This window comes from Pseudoalteromonas sp. US3C1013, assembly GCF_048401115.1.
GTDB lineage: Bacteria > Pseudomonadota > Gammaproteobacteria > Enterobacterales > Alteromonadaceae > Pseudoalteromonas > Pseudoalteromonas undina.
Window position 1 is genome coordinate 1,925,323 of sequence record NZ_CP183075.1, and the last position, 17,183, is coordinate 1,942,505.

Sequence of the window (17,183 nt, forward strand, 5' to 3'; positions counted from 1 at the left end):
AAGTCATTTCTGGATTGTAGCGTTTTTCTGGCTGATTAGCTGGGTTAAAATGGTATTAATTACTATTTGGAGGATATAAATGCAATTTCTATTAATATTACTGACCTTTATGGGCGGTATGGGTTTGTCCGTAGAAGCGGGGTTATTAGGGCCTTTGGGTAGTGAAGTGGGTGAACTGTGGGCCACATTTAGTATATTTGCGGTTGGTGCCGCCTTAACATTTTTGCTAATGCTGTTTTTTAGCCCTCGTAATAGTCCTTCATTTTTTAGCCAGCCCCCTTCTTTATTATTAGGTGGCGTGCTTGGCCCTGTTTACGTGGTTATTTTAACAATTGCAACGCCAAACATCGGCATAGCCATGACAATGATCGGCATACTCGCAGGGCAAATTTTCAAAAGCTTAATTATTGACCATTACGGTTTGTTTGGCACCACTGAACGCAAAATCGATGTTAAACGCATTATTGCTTTGGCGTTTATTATTATCTCTCTGGTTTTTATGGCACAAGGATAAACTCACTATGACTATTATTATGATTTTTCTAGCTGTAATTGGTGGCGCAACATTAAGCATTCAAGCAGCCTTAAACGGACGACTAGGCGGTAACGTCGGTGTTTTTAAAAGTGCTTTTTTAACCTTTTCTGTTGGTGCACTAGTAACCGCACTGCTCATATTTTATTTTGAACCAAATCATGCTGTAACCTTAATGGATGTACCAAAATGGCAGCTACTTGGTGCCATGTGTGGCGTACCATACATTGTTATTATGGTGCTTGCGGTGCAAAAAATAGGTACAGCGGTGGCAACCGTCGCGGTTATTTTTGGTCAACTAACCATGAGTGTATTAATTGATAATTTTGGCTGGCTTGGTAATGAGGCTATTGCATTGTCACCCAGTCGACTAGCGGCGTTAGTGTGTTTAGCCATTGCATTATTTTTTATTTATTCAAGCGGTAAAGTTGAAAACAAAAAATCGTAGTATAAACCTAAAAAACGTTGCTCAAAGGCAACGTTTTTTATTGCTTTAGCACTTTAAACTTTGGCATCGCGGCCGATAACAACATTAATAAACATACTATTATGGATAATAAATCGTGATACAGCTAAATAAACACTCAGCCTTTGACGTTAAAATTACAGCCGAAAAAACAAATATTGCACAACAAACAAAAGACACAACAAAAAATCAGGACAACACTGATTATCAATTATCAGACAAAGAACGCAATAAACTCTCAGGAAAAGAGGCTGAGCAAAACGCTGAAAAAGCAACAAATTCAGAAATGCCTGAATATATCGCAAAAATGATAGAGCAACTTAAAGAGCTCAAACAGCAGCTTGAAGAACAAAAAGAGCAACTCACTCAATTACAAGCTCAATCGGACCAAGAAGACGAGGCTATACAGGCACAAATTGAAGCACAAGCAAACATCGTTTCATCAACACAATCTCAGGTAATTGCGCTCGTGCAAATGATCAGCCAAGCCATGAAGGATGCAGGTATTACAGACGCGGGGGCACTTGTAAGTGCCATTGTTTGAATTTTCAGAGCAAAGATTTCAATAATAAATAGCCTACCCTAGCGGTTAAAAAACTACGCTGTGCTTGCGTTCTCACTTTTCACCCAACAGTGCTTGCTGATAAATTTTATTAAACTCTTCAGCAGGTAAATCAGCCGCAAAGTGATATATAAGCGCTTTGTATTTATCGCTTTGAATTAATTTTGAGAGTGTATTATTAAAATCATGAACAAATTTTATATTTTCTTCACTACGCTCACACATTAAATGCCCAACAGTAAACGATGTATTTAATTTCAAATCAAAGGAGTGAATGTCTGCGTCTGTTATATCCTGCCAATACGTGACTACATCGCTGGGGTATTCAATAGACGCATCAAATTCTTGCAACTTAGCTAATTGTTGTAATCTAGAGAATATATTAGTGGGCGCTGGTTTTATTTTAGTTTTATCTACTTCTTCAAGTAAAGACATAATGTCTTCGGAGAATATTCTGAATTTTGATAATCCCAACCTTAATTCACTTTGAGACACTAACTCGTCTAAATTTTTCATATGCTTAAATTCAGTTAAATCAGTAGGAGAATAAAGTCGCGGAGCGAGATACAAAGAAAACGGCTTTGATATTAAATAGCGGTTTGCTCGTTCTGGGGTGTTAATTTTATTGGCATAACAATAATTAGTGCCAAATTGAACTTCATTATTTGTATTCGGCGCTTTTACAAACTCAACTCTGTAGTCTCGCATTTCAGTCAAAATTAATTTATAAAGCTGTGCGTCGAGTGATTTTTCTTCAGTAACTGAGTTCAGTCGCAGCAAAGACTCATCGTTACTACTCAATACGATTTTTATTTTACTTGCGTCAAAGTCAGCAAACCGCGTATTGTCATAATCTGATTTATATAATTCCTGCAACCGTCCCGATGATTTTAATTTTGGCATGGTTTGGTCAAATTTTCGCGCCAAGGCTCTGCCCTTTTCATCGTTCGAAAAGGCTAAATAAATAGGCCTTGCAGGTACAAGCTCTACATAATTAAGCTTTGATTTATACTCTTTGGGAATGTTGTAGTCAAAATCAACGAAAGCATCTATACGTTTATTCAGTAGCAGAGCCACTGCGTTTTCAATAGTAGACACCGGGTAATAATCGTGTGGGTATTCAATAAACTTATCGAAATTATAGCCGTCGAGCCAGCTTAATACTTTGTTGTTAAAATCAGATAACTTATTAAAGTTATGAGTGGAATTTAAAAAATAGGCATTAATTGGATAATCATAATCTAAGTACCAATGAGGATAATAGGCTAAAGGAACATCTTCTTTAGCAACACCAATTACGAAGTCATACTGTTTTTGTTCAAATAAATTGGTAATTCGTTTGTAAGTACTAAAATCAAACTCGAGCTGTTCATCTGCATAAACTTCTTTGAGTAGATCAATATAAACGCCTGTTTCATCCGGATTGGTGTAATCAACCCAATGAGTTACGCCAACTTTTACACTCGCAAAAGCCGAGTTTATACAAACATAAGAAAAAACAAAAAACAGTAGTAAGTATCTAGCCAAGCGCATTCTCCCAATCGCTTAGTTTAATATATGCACCACCAGCGTACTTTGCAAACTTAGGTGTTAGTTCAAGGTTCAAGGTTCAAGGTTCAAGGTTCAAGGTTCAAGGTTCAAGGTTCAAGGTTCAAGGTTCAAGGTTCAAGGTTCAAGGTTCAAGGTTCAAGGTTCAAGGTTCAAGGTTCAAGGTTCAAGGTTCAAGGTTCAAGGTTCAAGGTTCAAGGTTCAAGGTTCAAGGTTCAAGGTTCAAGGTTCAAGGTTCAAGGTTCAAGGTTCAAGGTTCAAGGTTCAAGGTTCAAGGTTCAAGGTTCAAGGTTCAAGGTTCAAGGTTCAAGGTTCAAGGTTCAAGGTTCAAGGTTCAAGGTTCAAGGTTCAAGGTTCAAGGTTCAAGGTTCAAGGTTCAAGGTTCAACAAAATAAAAACAAAAGCGCTGCTCAATAACAACGTTTTTTAGTATTAGCTTTGCTTAAAAGTCATAGAAAACTTAGTGATAGTAATATCTTAGGTAATTTGTTAAAACTTTACAGAAGAAAAGTGAGCGTGGTATGGATATAAACCTGCACGACTCGCGCACTATAAGATTATTAAATCGCTCAATAAGGACAAGTATTGAATAAAGAAGAGTACAAGGAAAGTGGGATCTTATATGCGGTGTTTACTACCGTTTTATTATATTTCTTTTTTAAGATTACTTTAATTTTCTCTATGGGGTTAGATTGGAGTTCAATTTGTCTAAGCTTCCTTTGGGATAATATTGATACTGCAATTACACCTTTTACGGCATTTTTAATAGTGGCAGTTTTAAGCTGTGTCTGGTTTTTTTATTGCGCCATAAAGTACAAACGAAAAGTTGGCAAATCAGCATATTTCCTATTGGCTGTTGGAGCGGTGTTTTATTACTTTTGGTTCAAAGGCTTTTACGGTTTTTGGCAGCTAATGAGCTACGAGAAAAAAGAAATTACATTACAAGAGTTTTATGAAAAAACGGGTGGTACAGAAAGGTTGAAATTTTTGTTTGGTAATAAACTTAACGAAAATGTATTGTGCAAATCGCAATTGAACAAAACAAATTAGAAGTGGGATAAAAACAGATTATTTTGTTCGTTCCCAACAAGTTATTGCCAACTATCTTCTGCCGTTTATTTACGGCGTTAACATGTTATACACTTTTCAAAAAATGGAGTTTTAAAATGAGAAAAGAGTTCGAATTCACGGTTAAGGGTCATAAAATTAAAATTGTTAACTCATGGTTTAATGGTGCAAAACTATATGTAGATGGCGATTACCGTGATCAAGACTCTACCTTTATTGCTAACGGCAAAACGGCACTTCTTTCAGCTAAACTTGCTGATCTTGGTGTTTTAGAGATTTTCCCCATATCTGCGTTAATATCTGTAGAAATGGATGCATTTTTAATTACGGACGATGAAAGGTTGCAAGTATACAGCTCACATAAGCGTTTAAACTTAACACAGCAGCGATTAGCAAAATAAACACATAGGTAAAATATGAGACTATTAATGGCCCCTTTATTACTCATTATTGCTGGATGCAGTAGTGTTGCGCAAAAGGATGAAACATATTCGCCGTGCTCTGAAGCATGGTTTAACCATGTTGAACAGCAAATTAATACCGGTGACGGTTATGGACATGGGCCAGACATTGGCTCTTTAGAATGGCGCTCTGTGATCATGTTTAAACTCGGTATTAGAGATAAGCCAAACGTACCAGAATTAAATACACCGCAGTGGTGCCAGTTTATTGATGAAAATTATATTTAAAGCCTGCTTGGCTTTATGAGCTGAAATTTGTTGAGTTAGGTTGGGGTTTACTCACCCAACCTACGTAATATAACTTAACGCCAAGCAGTTTAACGCTTACAGCTAAGCACTTATAACTGCTCTTTCTGTTTAACTAATACCCAAATACTTATGTACTTGAATTGATAAGCGCCAGTTTTTGGCGATACAAGTATCAATGGCTAATTTAGTTGCCGACGTTTTTTGGCTGATTGGCTGTAAATATACCAGTTTTGGGTTAACACCCGTGGCGACAAATAACTCTTCCAGTTCTTCTACGTGCTTTTGCATAGCAACCGGATGTTTAATTTCATCGGCGCGTTGCATAGCACTGCTCAATACTTTGTAACCACCACGCATATTAATTTTTGGCGATACCGTAACCCACGTTTGGGCAGGGGCGAGAATTTCAAAGGTGCCACTGGTTTCTATTTGCGTGCTAAAGCCATGATCATGCAATAAATTACATACTGGATTTAAATCGTACATGCAAGGTTCACCACCGGTGATCACAACATGCTTGGCGGTATAGCCACGGGATTTAAATAATTCCAGGACCTGCGCGGCACTTGCCTCAGCCCAATGATCTGAGTCGGCTTTTTTTTCTACCGTGTCATCTAGTGATACTTTATATACATTATCAACATCCCAGGTTTGTTTAGTGTCACACCACGAACATCCCACAGGACAACCTTGCAGGCGTAAAAATATAGACGGCGTACCGGTAAAGCTCGCTTCACCTTGAATGGTTTCAAACACTTCATTAATTTTGTACAAAAGAAATCTCACTTACAACCTGACGGCAAAATTGTTACTATTAAAAATCGCAAAGCACGGTGCAAAAATTGTCATTTATGCCTTGGCCGTGTAGTATATCGCGCCCTGATATAAACCTCTATCAAAACTAAAGAGCAAACCACGTATGACGCAAAAAGTAGTTGTTATTTATTCCGGCGGTATGGACTCATTTACTGTATTAAATAAAGCCTTGCAGCAAGGCCATGATGTTTATGCCCTCTCGTTTGATTATGGTCAGCGTCATGTTAAAGAACTTAAAGTTGCCGCCAACGTATGTGAAAAGCTAAATGTCCCGCACAAAATTGTTGATATATCAGCAATTAATCAGCTTATTGGTGGTTCGTCGTTAACAGACGATATTGATGTGCCAGAAGGCCATTACGAAGAAGAAAGCATGAAAAGCACCATTGTGCCTAACCGCAATATGATTTTACTTTCCTTAGCGGTAGGTTATGCAGTGTCTCTTAAAGCGAGCAAAGTATATTACGGCGCGCATTCAGGCGATCATGCAATTTACCCTGACTGTCGTCCTGAGTTTGTTAAAAAGATGGATGATGTATGTCGTATTGCAAATTACGATGCAGTAGAAATTTTTAGCCCGTATTTAAACAATACTAAAATCGATATTTTAACCGATGGTATTAAAATGGGCTTAGACTACAGCCAAACATGGACCTGTTATAATGGTCGTGACAAAGCGTGTGGTAAATGTGGTGCCTGCCAAGAACGTTTAGAGGCCTTTGAGCTTAACAACGTGACAGACCCGCTTGAATATGAGTAAAGTTCAACGTTAATACACTAAAAGGCTACCAAGGGTAGCCTTTTTTGTTGCGATAAAACGTTAAAGCCAGCGTTTTACTCGTGATTTATAATCGTCAAATTGCTCACCAAATAATTTGTGGAGCGCCCGTTCCTCTGGGATTATTTGAAATAAGGTAATGTAAGCAATAAACCCTGCTACACCTAAAAAAGCCCACATTGAACCCAGCCACACGCCCCAGCCTGCTAATATAAACGCAAAACCTAAATACATCGGATTACGAGAGAATTTATAAACACCTGAGGTAACTAAACTAGACGCTTGTTCTGGTTTGTTAGGTAGTACTGTTGTTTTAGCAAACCGGAAACTCACGACCCCAGCAATACAAAATATACACCCAGTAGCGACAAGTGCTAGCGAGAGATAAGTAATAAATGCGCTAAAATCAATCACGGTATAATGTGCAATCAGTGCCATTACAGCAGCAAAAAACACCACAACCACAACCGGTGGAATTTTATTATTTAACATACCTACTCCTTGTATCGATTAAAAAACTTCATAATTACTATATGGTGGCGTCACAAATAATAACAATGACTTATCGAATATTTATAAATACAAATAAAGTTACAATTAATTAGCTTTATGAGCGCTTAATTATGGTTATAATTTAAGCTTAAATAAAAGTTAAAGGAAGTAATTATGTCTGGCACAACAATGATAGTTCTCATTGTACTTATTTCTGTAGGTTCGGGAGTTATTTACGATATGTATAAAAAGCACCTTGAATTTAAACATAAAGTACAGGACAACAATCAAGACGCACACAAACAACTAGCTAAGGTAACCGCTCAAGTGAGTGAACTTAAACAACGAGTACAAACACTTGAAGCCATTGTTACCGACTCAAGCTACAACGTAAAACAAGAAATAAACAAACTTTAATGTATACGTTACAAGTAATTTGGGTATAAATGTGCGTTTTCAGGCTGCTCAATGCCATGGGCAGCTAAAAAACCACCAATTGCTTGACCACACCCTTGTGGCGCTCGGCCACTGTCTATCTCAAAATTTAACTGATTCGCCTCTTGTTTACCCATTGAGCACAAACTAACTGAACTTGGCGAACGCATAGAAACACTTAACTCGCCTATTTGCTCCGCCTGTACATGCTTACTAAAACGTGCAAAACCTTGGTATTTAAAATGCTCGCTCACATAATCATTGCTTATAGCAACCAATGCGGCAATAAAACTATGTAAAAAGCTATTTGTTGTTGTATCCGGTGCTAAAAATGACAAAGTTTTGTTATTAAACTCACTCAGCTGGCAACTATCGCAATAAAGTTTAACCGTATACACCTGCTCACCGGTGATTATAGCTTGGCAGTTAATTAGCTCTATTTGGTTATCCGCAAACACAAGGCGATCTATCAGCTCGTTCAATGAAATATTTTTAAACGATGTACTTTTAACAAGCTCGGGATTTTGTGCCATAACGGGTAAGTCATGATGATTATTAAATGGCGTACTGGTTGCGCCTTGGTGTTGCAGCTGAAAAAGCTCTCTTACCTCATGCTCACGCGCCACTTTTAACGCTAAAAATGCAGTTTGAATAAGCTCCGAGGTAGGCAGGTTCTGCTCTACTGGCCAACGGCGACCAAACAATAGTTTTTTTGCTTTATTATCAGCGCGATAATTGTCGGGACTCAGTACTGCTACTTGCAAATAAACATCACTATTTTTTTCAGCTGCTAACACGCTAAAGTGGTTGGAAAAACTAATGTCGTTAAGCACTTCATTAACACTGGCCAGCGTATGCTTGTAACGCAAAAAATGCTGCGGAACAATCCAATTTTTATTAGCCAGTTGTACTAGGGGCGCATACGAAATAGGTTGCTCGTAACTGTGTTGCCATTTTTGCCCATCATCTAATAATGACTCAATTTTTGTGTTGTTATCTGACATATATAAACCAAATAAATCTGCCTAGCGGCAAGATATTAACTATGAAGCACTTTACGTAGTTAATCATAAAAAGCGATCACACTTTTTGGCAGTATTTAGCGTTCAAATACGCGTTGATACTCTGTTATAACTTTTTGATAGTAAACTCTATCTTTATTGAGCATTCGAGTATAATGGTCAAGCAATTGTTGCTGATATTGATGATGTTGAGGGTTATGTTTATCCCACATATGAGCCCCCGTTTTAGTAATAGTGCCGGTGGCATTAAAACTGACTTGTAGCACTTCGTAAAAACGCTTGTTTTCAACAATAATTTGCTCGCTATCGAGCTGCAAATTACACGCTTTTAAACCCGCACGTACTTTATAGAGGTGCATAATAGGGCAAATAATAAAACTTAGTTGTTTAAGGCTGTGCGGATTATTAGCAATAATTTGCTCAATGAGCTTTAAGCATAAATCGCCCCCCACTCCCGCAATAACGATTACTTGCTTAGCACCTGTTGGCAGTTTAATTTGCGCAACATCTTCGCAGCGCACTTGCCATGAAGGCAAAGACTTTCCTTGCTCAAATTGTTGTAGCGACTGCTCAAGCGCTTCCATTAACTCTGGAATAATATCAACAAAGTTTATTTGTTTGGCTATGCCGCGCTCAAGTAATGCCATACCTAAAAAGCCATGATCGCAACAACAATCCCAAACAATATCGTAAGACTGTGTAATTAACGAATTGATGGCGTTTAAACGTTTACTCAGTTTCATTTAACTCACTATGTTTTTGTTTTGTACACCAATGCTTTTAAGCTTTTATCGCTATCAATTTCAATAAAGCGATCGGTAGGTTCTAGGCGTTTAACAAATTCAATAGCACCTTGAGTATGCTCTTCAATAAGTGCTTTAAAATCGTTTTCTGTAAGCTCTGGGCTATTAGCGCATAGCAATAACTGTGTAGTATCGTTTAAAAGCTCAGGAAGTCTGCGCAGCACTTTTTGATAGTCTTTGGTTAAAATAAAACTGCCTTTTTGAAAACTGGGCGGATCAACAATAATTAAATCAAACGGTGCGGCTTTTTTTAGCCTACCAAACGACTTTAAAATATCGTGCGGTAAAAAACTGACCCCACGATCGACATTATTGAGTTGGTGGTTTTGCTTACCTACTTTTAACACACCTTTGCTCATATCCATGTTCATCACATGATCTGCACCGCCGTGCATAGCCGCAACCGAAAAACCACAGGTATAAGAAAACAAATTAAGTACTTTGGCGTGCTTACTATTTTGCATGACAAACTCACGGCCTTTTCGCATATCAGGAAAAATACCGGTGTTTTGCTTACTCATTAAATCAACCAAAAAACGCACCCCATTTTCGGCTACGCTATGACGAACTGGCAGTTGACCGTGAACAAGGGTGTTATGGCTTTGTAGCCCAGCTCGCTGTTGATACACCAATGCAGTAATTAGCTCTGGATGATGTTGTTGTGCCCACTGCCATAACGTATCGGTAAGCGTAGTGAGTGTTGCCTCATCAATTTCACTGTATGACACCAAAAACAAACTCGGTGGATAAAAGTCTAAGTTAATATGGCTAAGCGCTTCAACACTGTGGCCGCGTCCATGAAATACGCGGCAAAGCTCGTTATCGGAAAAAGGCGTGTCTGCCAAAGCATTCATAAGAGGAGTAAAATCGGTTGTCATTTAATTAATCAACTGTTGTTGTAGTTCATGTATTTCGTCGCGCACTGAGGCGGCTTTTTCAAATTCTAAATCGCTGGCGTACGCATGCATTTTGGTTTCTAACTGCTTAATTTGCGTTGCAATTTCTTTAGCACTGAGGATTTTTTTAGATTCTTTACGAATAAGCTGTAGGTTGTCTTGCGGTGAAGCATCTTGGCCTACATCCATTACATCAAGTATCTTTTTAACTAATGCACTAGGTTCAATACCATGCTTAACATTATAAGCATGCTGTATTTCTCGGCGTCGATCAGTTTCCTCAATGGCTTTAGCCATCGATTTAGTCACTCTGTCACCGTATAAAATGGCACGACCATCAAGGTGGCGCGCCGCACGGCCTATCGTTTGAATAAGTGAGCGTGCTGAGCGTAAAAAGCCTTCTTTATCGGCATCTAAAATAGCCACTAGTGCCACTTCTGGCATATCTAAGCCTTCACGTAGTAAGTTAATGCCTACTAACACATCAAATACACCGGCACGTAAATCACGAATAATCTCTACTCGCTCTACGGTATCAATATCAGAATGTAAATAACGTACTTTTACATTGTGCTCACTCAAGTAGTCAGTTAAATCTTCAGCCATGCGTTTAGTAAGCGTAGTTACCAGCACACGCTCTTTTAATTCAACACATTTGTAAATTTCTGATAGTAAGTCATCAACCTGATCGCCTACCGGGCGCACTTCAATAACCGGGTCAAGTAAGCCAGTTGGACGAATAACCTGCTCTGCAACTTCGCCGTTGCTGCGCTCTAATTCAAAGTCGCCCGGGGTGGCCGATACATAAATGGTTTGTGGTGCAATGGCCTCAAACTCTTCAAAACGCAGTGGCCTGTTATCCATAGCTGAGGGCATTCTAAAACCATATTCAACGAGGTTTTCTTTACGGCTTCTATCACCTTTATACATGGCACCGATTTGCGATACGGTTACGTGCGATTCATCAATAATCATTAATGCATCGTCGGGTAAATAGTCCAGTAATGTTGGCGGTGGATCGCCAGGTGTACGCCCCGATAAATAACGGCTGTAGTTTTCAATACCAGAGCAATAACCAAGCTCGGTCATCATTTCTATATCGTATTGGGTACGCTGAGCTATGCGTTGCTCTTCTACTAACTTATTTGCGCTAAGCAATTGTGCTCTGCGCTCTTTGAGTTCGGCTTTAATTTTTTCTATGGCTTCGAGAATTTTTTCTCGTGGGGTTACATAGTGAGTTTTAGGATAAATAGTGGCACGTACTATGTGTTTTTCTACCGCACCGGTTAATGGGTCAAAAATACTTAAGCGTTCAACTTCGTCATCAAACATTTCTACACGCACTGCATAGGTGTCTGATTCAGCTGGAAATATATCAACCACCTCACCACGAACGCGGTATGTACCGCGACTAAAATCAATATCGTTTCGCGTATATTGTAGCTCTGCAAGACGGCGCAGCATGTCACGTTGGTCGACCTTTTCACCCACTTTTAAAAGCAGCATCATTTTCATGTATGAGTCAGGATCGCCCAAACCATAAATTGCCGATACAGAGGCAACGATGATGGTATCGCGTCGCTCTAAAAGCGCTTTGGTGGCGCTGAGTCGCATTTGCTCTATATGCTCATTAATAGATGCGTCTTTTTCGATAAAGGTGTCGCTGGCTACCACATAGGCTTCAGGTTGGTAGTAATCGTAGTAAGATACAAAGTATTCAACCGCATTGTGTGGAAAAAATTCTTTCATTTCGCCATACAATTGAGCCGCTAAGGTTTTATTATGCGCCATAATAATAGTTGGCCGGTTTAAATCACTAATAATGTTAGCCATAGTGAACGTTTTACCGGTTCCCGTTGCGCCTAATAAGGTTTGCTGGGCCAGTCCGGCTTCTAAGCCTTCACACAACTGAGCAATAGCGGTTGGCTGATCCCCTGCGGGTTTAAATTTTGATACTAGCTGAAAATGATCGCTCAATGACTACACTCCTGTAATGCTTGACTGCTTAACGCTTCAATTTCTTTCATAAACCACTTGTAGGCTACAAGTGCTGTAAATAAATTACCAATGGCCGCGCCAATAAACAAGCCGATTAAGCCTGCAAGTTCGTTCCCGATATACGCAAAGGGAATATAAAAAACAAACAATCGAATAACGCTTAAAACTAAGGCGTTCATGGGTTTATGTAAAGCGTTAAACGAGGAGTTTGATAAAATGATCACTCCTTGCAAGCCATAACTTAAAGGAATGGTATAAATAAACAGCTTGATGACATCAACAACCGCTTGCTCTTTACCAAATATTTCACTAATGACGCCTGAAAAAATAATTAAAATAATATAGATAATGAACTGCCACAACATTACAAACTTGAGCGTACCTAGGTAGGCATCTTTTACGCGAGAAAAATGACTCGCTCCAAAGTTTTGGCTAATAAAAGGTGGCAAGGTCATCGACAAGGCTAATACCACTAAACTCGCTATTGACTCTATTCGACTCCCTACCCCAAAAGCAGCCACGGCTTCGGGACCATGATGAGCAACCAATGCAGTCATTACCGCCATAGCAACTGGGGTGAGCATGTTAGCACCCGCTGCCGGTAAACCAATTTTTAAAATTTTACGAATTGCACCAATAACAGTTTGTTTGCCCGCTTTTAAACTAAGCAACTGCTTTTTAGCAATTAATATGTATAAAATAATCGCCACTCCAACTGCCCAAGCTATAACACTGGCAATAGCAGCCCCTTTAATGCCTAATGCGGGAATGGGACCAAAGCCAAAAATCAGCATAGGATCGAGTACGGCATTTATAAGTCCAGCCCCCCCCATAATAATACTCGGTGTTTTAGTATCACCGCTCGCACGCAGTACAGAATTACCAATCATTGGGGTAATTAAAAACACACTGCCCAAAAACCAAATACTAATATACTGATGAATTAGCGGGAGTACTTGCTCCCCTGCCCCAAGCAACGTAAATATGGGATCAATCAATAAATAGCCACTAGCAGATAAAATTAATACTAATATTACCGCTACCAACAACGAAACACTGGCATCAAAACGCGCTTCTTCTAAATTGTTACTGCCTAATGCTTTTGCTATTACCGCTGAGGTACCTATGCCTAAACCAATTGCTAAACTAATCACGGTAAAAGTAACAGGAAATGTAAAACTAACTGCAGCAAGCGGCTCTGTACCCAATAAACTAATAAAAAAAGTATCAACTATGTTGAACATCATCAGGGTAATCATCCCAAAGATCATTGGAACGGTCATTTTCTTTAACGTAGGCAAGATTGGAGCAGTGAGTAAATCAGGGCGAGTATGTGATTGAGAATGTGCGCGCATAAAATAAATAAGCCTCTTTTACTGAACGGCATATTTTAAAGCATCCGGAGAGTTCAAGCCATGCTTTATTAAATCTAAACAACTAAATCAGCCTTTAATCTACAAACTATTACTTTTACGCTGTTGTAAATAAATTTTGCACAAACACATTAAAAATCAAATTAAATACATTTATGTAACTTTTGCAACATTTACCTTTTAGATTTTGTTGCTTTATTACACAGTTAGCGATGATGCTTTATCGTCACGAAAAATTTTATTTATCGTTTAGGTGGCTATCTAAGCTGAATCATAAGCCATTGTTTTTTAATATATAAAAAAAAAGCTTTTTAATACTTGAAATCGTTGTAGCGCCCTACAGTGCTGGGGGTGCTGATGTTCTTAAAGTTTAATAAACAGAGTTATCCACAGAAACCGTGGATAACTCATTCAACCCCGCGTTTATAAAGGGCTACAACCCGGTGCAAATTTAACAGTGTTGTGGTTTTTTTACGTTATCAATATGGAAACAGCGCAAAATGGTTTTGTAACTCATTAAAACGAGATTATTTGTTTATTTAATGCAAAACCATATTTATGTTGAATAAATAGCCAACCCTTTGATTGCTCTGTTTTTATACAAAACCCACATAACTCTACAAACATTTTATTTTAATCAACATAGAAACTATCTATTACGTCTTTCATTTAGATTTAGTTCAACAAACTTTAACGATACAAAGTAAAAGTGAGGTATTTATTTTAAATACGTTTATAAAGTCTTTTTAAAAATAAAGGAAATAGACCAGTTTTTTGTTACTAAAAGCTACTTTTTAAAATTTTATGGCAACTTTTATTGGATAAAGATCCTTACTTGATTCAAATATTACGCTGTTTTTGTAAAACAATATCACTACGCTTTACTTAAATAGTGTTATAAAACGCGCAGATTGCACATAAAAACAACGAATAGACCTCTTTTTTGAATTTATGATCTTTTATATGTTGACACTTTGCTATGCGGTCATTAATATTTCGCCCCGTTGAAAGGCAAGACGCTTCCCCCTTAGCTCAGTTGGTTAGAGCGACGGACTGTTAATCCGCAGGTCCCCCGTTCGAGTCGGGGAGGGGGAGCCAAGTTTTTCAGCCATAAACGATTCCCCCTTAGCTCAGTTGGTTAGAGCGACGGACTGTTAATCCGCAGGTCCCCCGTTCGAGTCGGGGAGGGGGAGCCAAGTTTATGTTTATGATGTAGTTCCCCCTTAGCTCAGTTGGTTAGAGCGACGGACTGTTAATCCGCAGGTCCCCCGTTCGAGTCGGGGAGGGGGAGCCAAATCATAAAAAGTACATTTTAGTTCCCCCTTAGCTCAGTTGGTTAGAGCGACGGACTGTTAATCCGCAGGTCCCCCGTTCGAGTCGGGGAGGGGGAGCCAATTTACTACACTTCCATAGACATCTCTTCAAATTTGCTCTACCATTTCTCTTTTAAAACAAAAACTTTTTTGATTACAAAAACTAACTATTTGATAACTTTCTCTATCAAGCTATAATTATTTTAATAATCATGAGGTTGTGTCCTCCCCTTTGACATATAAAGATTAAACAATGGCAGCTTTTAAAAAACTTATTTTTATACAACTGATGGCTTGGTTGATTCTTGTGACCGCTGGCTGTTATTTTATTAGCCAAAATTTTGATAGTGCCATCGGTAAAGCTCAAAAAAATGCGCAAGCGACAGTCGAGCAATATATTAAAAACCTATCTGCAACTGACCTCTCTGCTGATAACTTAAAAAACACACTTGCAAGCAGTGAAACCTTTTCACACTTTACCTTACGTGATTATCAAGGTGCTGAAGTATTTTCAGTTAACAACGCACCGCAATTGCCTGTTATTGCCGAACTTATTCAGTCAAGCAACAACTCAGTGCGCCCTCAGTATGCCACTAATGATAACGCCGATATAAAAGTTGAATTTAAAATTAATATCACTCACTTGAGTGAGCAGTTTCAAACTGCTTTTTTTATAATTTTAATTATTAGCACCCTACTCGCTCTAATACCTATTGCATTGATGAAAACCATTGTTAAGCACATTAATGACAATATATGTACGGACGTTGCTGATGTCATTGATATTTATATAAACCAAAATCAACTAGGCGATGATTTTGCGACTAAAATTGATTCGCCAGAGTTAGCTAAGTTAGGGAAAAGTTTAATTCCTAGCTTTAATCGTTTATCGCACTTTTTAAAAAGTAAGAATGACAATATAAAAAATGCTGCACACACAATAAAACGTGAGGCCTACAAAGACGGTGTGACTGAGTTAGGTAATCGCAATATGTTTGTTGATTACTACGAAAAGAATATTGAAAACACCGAAGTAAGTACATTTGGCTCTTTAGCACTCGTTCGCTGTAGCGAGTTGCAGTCTATAAATCAAAGCCGCGGTTATCAAAAAGGTGATGAATACATTAAAGCCGTTGCAGATATTATTGTAAGTATCAGTGGCACCTATTCCGGCAGCCAAGTTTTTAGAGTTAACAGCTCTGATTTTATAACAATTTTACCAAATACCCCGTTGAAAGAAGCTGAAAAGTTTGGTGAGAACTTACAATCTCGCTTTACTCAATATATGCAAAACCAAGAGCTTAGCTCGGTTGCAAACACAGGTATTGTTGGTTACGAAAAATCAAAGCCTTTAGGTGAGTTGCTCTCTATTGTTGATAATGCAATGAGCATGGCTCAGTCTAAACAAGCTAATGCATGGCATGTACAGCGCGATACTGATCTAGTTAATAACGTGAGCGCAGGATTTGGTAACCAAAACTGGCGTAAAGTGATCAACGAAGTAATTGAGTCTAAAAGCGTCCATTTGGTGATTCAAAATATTATGCCTTTGGGCAAAAGCATTAAAGCCTATGCTGAAATTCAGGCCCGCTTCAAAACAGAAGAAAACCAAGCTTTGCCTACTGCTTCATTTTTAGCAATGGCTGAAAAGCTCGATATGGCTATTGAAATTGACAAGCTGATAATAGACTCATCTTTAGAAAGAATAAAATCGAGTAATTTATCTGAAAAGTATTTTGGCTTAAATATTACCCCTTCAAGCGCGCATAGCGACCAGTTTATGATTTGGTTAGAGCGCCGTTTACTTAAAGATACGCATATTGCTTCTAAGTTAATTTTTGAAGTGAGTGAATTTGGTCTTCAACAAAACATTAAAGCAAGCAAACGCTTTATTGATATGGTGCATCGCGTTGGTGCCAGAATAACTGTAGAACGCTTTGGTGTCGGACTCACCTCATTTAAATTTTTCAGAGATTTAAAACCAGACTTTATTAAAATGGATGCAAGCTATACCCGAGGTTTAGAGGACGATAAAAACAATCAATACTTTATGCGTTTAATGGTCGACCTTGCTCATAGAATTGGCGTTAGTGTTTTTGCAGAGGGCGTTGAAAGCCAAGAAGAAAAGCACATTGTAGAAACCCTATGCCTTGATGGTGTCCAAGGTTACTATATTGAAAAGCCTAAAGACATCTAACTAATTACCCTATTTAATAATAAAAAAGAGCATTTATGCTCTTTTTTACTTTTTAAAGTGTGCTTTTATGACTGTTCAGCCGTTAAAATGCTGACAGTTTTTTAATTGCAAACTCCCTTAAATTTAACCCTTTACAATTAGCCCATTATTTAACGTTGTTTATTTAACTGATAA

18 protein-coding genes and 4 tRNA genes are annotated in these 17,183 nt (G+C 38.4%); 14 read left to right on the forward strand and 8 right to left on the reverse strand.

Annotation, left to right across the window (positions count from 1 at the left end; all coding sequences use genetic code 11):
* Nucleotides 1-79 precede the first annotated feature (79 nt).
* From ACNSN2_RS08895 to ACNSN2_RS08905, 3 genes are all read left to right on the forward strand, one after another.
* Entirely contained in the window at nt 80-514 is a 435-nt protein-coding gene (locus tag ACNSN2_RS08895) for a DMT family transporter (RefSeq protein ID WP_054201161.1), read from the forward strand.
* Between the two features lie 7 nt (nt 515-521).
* On the forward strand, nt 522-980 hold the full coding sequence (locus ACNSN2_RS08900; protein ID WP_054201162.1) for a DMT family transporter: 459 nt from the start codon (nt 522-524) through the stop codon (nt 978-980).
* A gap of 115 nt (nt 981-1,095) precedes the next feature.
* Nucleotides 1,096-1,542, forward strand: a complete 447-nt coding sequence (locus ACNSN2_RS08905) for a hypothetical protein (RefSeq protein WP_418607079.1) — start codon at nt 1,096-1,098, stop codon at nt 1,540-1,542.
* A gap of 72 nt (nt 1,543-1,614) precedes the next feature.
* On the opposite strand, the gene ACNSN2_RS08910 is transcribed toward ACNSN2_RS08905, so the two are convergent.
* The gene (locus ACNSN2_RS08910) at nt 1,615-3,093 is read right to left on the reverse strand and encodes a substrate-binding periplasmic protein (protein ID WP_138569993.1); all 1,479 of its coding nucleotides are present in this window, start codon (nt 3,091-3,093) and stop codon (nt 1,615-1,617) included.
* Nucleotides 3,094-3,147: 54 nt separating this feature from the next.
* Between ACNSN2_RS08910 and ACNSN2_RS08915 the strand changes: the two genes are divergently transcribed.
* The 4 genes from ACNSN2_RS08915 to ACNSN2_RS08930 all read left to right on the forward strand — a co-directional run bounded on the left by ACNSN2_RS08915 (nt 3,148) and on the right by ACNSN2_RS08930 (nt 4,865).
* Entirely contained in the window at nt 3,148-3,525 is a 378-nt protein-coding gene (locus ACNSN2_RS08915) for a hypothetical protein (protein WP_418607081.1), read from the forward strand.
* A gap of 168 nt (nt 3,526-3,693) precedes the next feature.
* Complete coding sequence (locus ACNSN2_RS08920) at nt 3,694-4,158, forward strand: hypothetical protein (protein ID WP_010388460.1); 465 nt, start codon at nt 3,694-3,696, stop codon at nt 4,156-4,158.
* A 116-nt stretch (nt 4,159-4,274) separates the two neighbouring features.
* Nucleotides 4,275-4,577, forward strand: a complete 303-nt coding sequence (locus tag ACNSN2_RS08925) for a hypothetical protein (protein WP_055013378.1) — start codon at nt 4,275-4,277, stop codon at nt 4,575-4,577.
* A gap of 15 nt (nt 4,578-4,592) precedes the next feature.
* Nucleotides 4,593-4,865 carry a hypothetical protein gene (locus ACNSN2_RS08930; RefSeq protein WP_054201167.1) on the forward strand — a complete coding sequence of 91 codons (273 nt, stop codon included), beginning with the start codon at nt 4,593-4,595 and terminating at the stop codon, nt 4,863-4,865.
* Between the two features lie 129 nt (nt 4,866-4,994).
* Here ACNSN2_RS08930 and queE read toward each other — a convergent pair whose 3' ends face one another.
* On the reverse strand, nt 4,995-5,660 hold the full coding sequence (queE, locus tag ACNSN2_RS08935; protein ID WP_055013381.1) for a 7-carboxy-7-deazaguanine synthase QueE: 666 nt from the start codon (nt 5,658-5,660) through the stop codon (nt 4,995-4,997).
* Between the two features lie 145 nt (nt 5,661-5,805).
* Here queE and queC point away from each other — a divergent pair, with 145 nt between their 5' ends.
* Complete coding sequence (gene queC / locus ACNSN2_RS08940) at nt 5,806-6,462, forward strand: 7-cyano-7-deazaguanine synthase QueC (RefSeq protein WP_008110177.1); 657 nt, start codon at nt 5,806-5,808, stop codon at nt 6,460-6,462.
* 60 nt (nt 6,463-6,522) lie between these two features.
* On the opposite strand, the gene ACNSN2_RS08945 is transcribed toward queC, so the two are convergent.
* Complete coding sequence (locus ACNSN2_RS08945) at nt 6,523-6,972, reverse strand: methyltransferase family protein (RefSeq protein WP_010388452.1); 450 nt, start codon at nt 6,970-6,972, stop codon at nt 6,523-6,525.
* 174 nt (nt 6,973-7,146) lie between these two features.
* Between ACNSN2_RS08945 and ACNSN2_RS08950 the strand changes: the two genes are divergently transcribed.
* Complete coding sequence (locus ACNSN2_RS08950) at nt 7,147-7,389, forward strand: hypothetical protein (protein WP_418607084.1); 243 nt, start codon at nt 7,147-7,149, stop codon at nt 7,387-7,389.
* 8 nt (nt 7,390-7,397) lie between these two features.
* Here the strand turns inward: ACNSN2_RS08950 and ACNSN2_RS08955 are convergent, their stop codons facing one another.
* The 5 genes from ACNSN2_RS08955 to ACNSN2_RS08975 form a co-directional block, all read right to left on the reverse strand.
* On the reverse strand, nt 7,398-8,411 hold the full coding sequence (locus ACNSN2_RS08955; RefSeq protein WP_418607086.1) for a hypothetical protein: 1,014 nt from the start codon (nt 8,409-8,411) through the stop codon (nt 7,398-7,400).
* 95 nt (nt 8,412-8,506) lie between these two features.
* Nucleotides 8,507-9,172, reverse strand: coding sequence for a tRNA (adenine(22)-N(1))-methyltransferase TrmK (locus tag ACNSN2_RS08960; RefSeq protein WP_290191767.1), 666 nt, complete (start codon nt 9,170-9,172; stop codon nt 8,507-8,509).
* Nucleotides 9,173-9,180: 8 nt separating this feature from the next.
* Nucleotides 9,181-10,110, reverse strand: coding sequence for a class I SAM-dependent methyltransferase (locus ACNSN2_RS08965; RefSeq protein WP_418607088.1), 930 nt, complete (start codon nt 10,108-10,110; stop codon nt 9,181-9,183).
* Entirely contained in the window at nt 10,111-12,105 is a 1,995-nt protein-coding gene (gene uvrB, locus ACNSN2_RS08970) for an excinuclease ABC subunit UvrB (RefSeq protein ID WP_008468252.1), read from the reverse strand.
* Nucleotides 12,102-13,481 (reverse strand): MATE family efflux transporter, encoded by a 1,380-nt coding sequence (locus tag ACNSN2_RS08975; protein ID WP_055013372.1) that lies wholly within the window; start codon nt 13,479-13,481, stop codon nt 12,102-12,104. Before ACNSN2_RS08975 ends, uvrB begins: the two co-directional genes overlap by 4 nt.
* A gap of 1,039 nt (nt 13,482-14,520) precedes the next feature.
* On the opposite strand from ACNSN2_RS08975, the gene ACNSN2_RS08980 reads away from it, so the two are divergent.
* From ACNSN2_RS08980 to ACNSN2_RS09000, 5 genes are all read left to right on the forward strand, one after another.
* Nucleotides 14,521-14,597: transfer RNA gene (locus ACNSN2_RS08980), tRNA-Asn, on the forward strand.
* A 21-nt stretch (nt 14,598-14,618) separates the two neighbouring features.
* Nucleotides 14,619-14,695 (forward strand) — tRNA-Asn (locus ACNSN2_RS08985).
* A gap of 21 nt (nt 14,696-14,716) precedes the next feature.
* Nucleotides 14,717-14,793: transfer RNA gene (locus tag ACNSN2_RS08990), tRNA-Asn, on the forward strand.
* 23 nt (nt 14,794-14,816) lie between these two features.
* Nucleotides 14,817-14,893 (forward strand) — tRNA-Asn (locus tag ACNSN2_RS08995).
* Between the two features lie 172 nt (nt 14,894-15,065).
* Nucleotides 15,066-17,009, forward strand: coding sequence for a GGDEF domain-containing protein (locus ACNSN2_RS09000; protein ID WP_418607091.1), 1,944 nt, complete (start codon nt 15,066-15,068; stop codon nt 17,007-17,009).
* The last annotated feature ends 174 nt before the right edge of the window (nt 17,010-17,183 follow it).

Bases quoted from the DNA above. Each gene is read 5' to 3' on its own strand.
- ACNSN2_RS08895 (WP_054201161.1), top strand. From the start codon at position 80: ATGCAATTTCTATTAATATTACTGACCTTTATGGGCGGTATGGGTTTG.
- ACNSN2_RS08900 (WP_054201162.1), top strand. From the start codon at position 522: ATGACTATTATTATGATTTTTCTAGCTGTAATTGGTGGCGCAACATTA.
- ACNSN2_RS08910 (WP_138569993.1), bottom strand. From the start codon at position 3,093: ATGCGCTTGGCTAGATACTTACTACTGTTTTTTGTTTTTTCTTATGTT.
- ACNSN2_RS08925 (WP_055013378.1), top strand. From the start codon at position 4,275: ATGAGAAAAGAGTTCGAATTCACGGTTAAGGGTCATAAAATTAAAATT.
- ACNSN2_RS08930 (WP_054201167.1), top strand. From the start codon at position 4,593: ATGAGACTATTAATGGCCCCTTTATTACTCATTATTGCTGGATGCAGT.
- queC (WP_008110177.1), top strand. From the start codon at position 5,806: ATGACGCAAAAAGTAGTTGTTATTTATTCCGGCGGTATGGACTCATTT.
- ACNSN2_RS08945 (WP_010388452.1), bottom strand. From the start codon at position 6,972: ATGTTAAATAATAAAATTCCACCGGTTGTGGTTGTGGTGTTTTTTGCT.
- ACNSN2_RS08950 (WP_418607084.1), top strand. From the start codon at position 7,147: ATGTCTGGCACAACAATGATAGTTCTCATTGTACTTATTTCTGTAGGT.
- ACNSN2_RS08955 (WP_418607086.1), bottom strand. From the start codon at position 8,411: ATGTCAGATAACAACACAAAAATTGAGTCATTATTAGATGATGGGCAA.
- ACNSN2_RS08960 (WP_290191767.1), bottom strand. From the start codon at position 9,172: ATGAAACTGAGTAAACGTTTAAACGCCATCAATTCGTTAATTACACAG.
- ACNSN2_RS08965 (WP_418607088.1), bottom strand. From the start codon at position 10,110: ATGACAACCGATTTTACTCCTCTTATGAATGCTTTGGCAGACACGCCT.
- ACNSN2_RS08975 (WP_055013372.1), bottom strand. From the start codon at position 13,481: ATGCGCGCACATTCTCAATCACATACTCGCCCTGATTTACTCACTGCT.
- ACNSN2_RS09000 (WP_418607091.1), top strand. From the start codon at position 15,066: ATGGCAGCTTTTAAAAAACTTATTTTTATACAACTGATGGCTTGGTTG.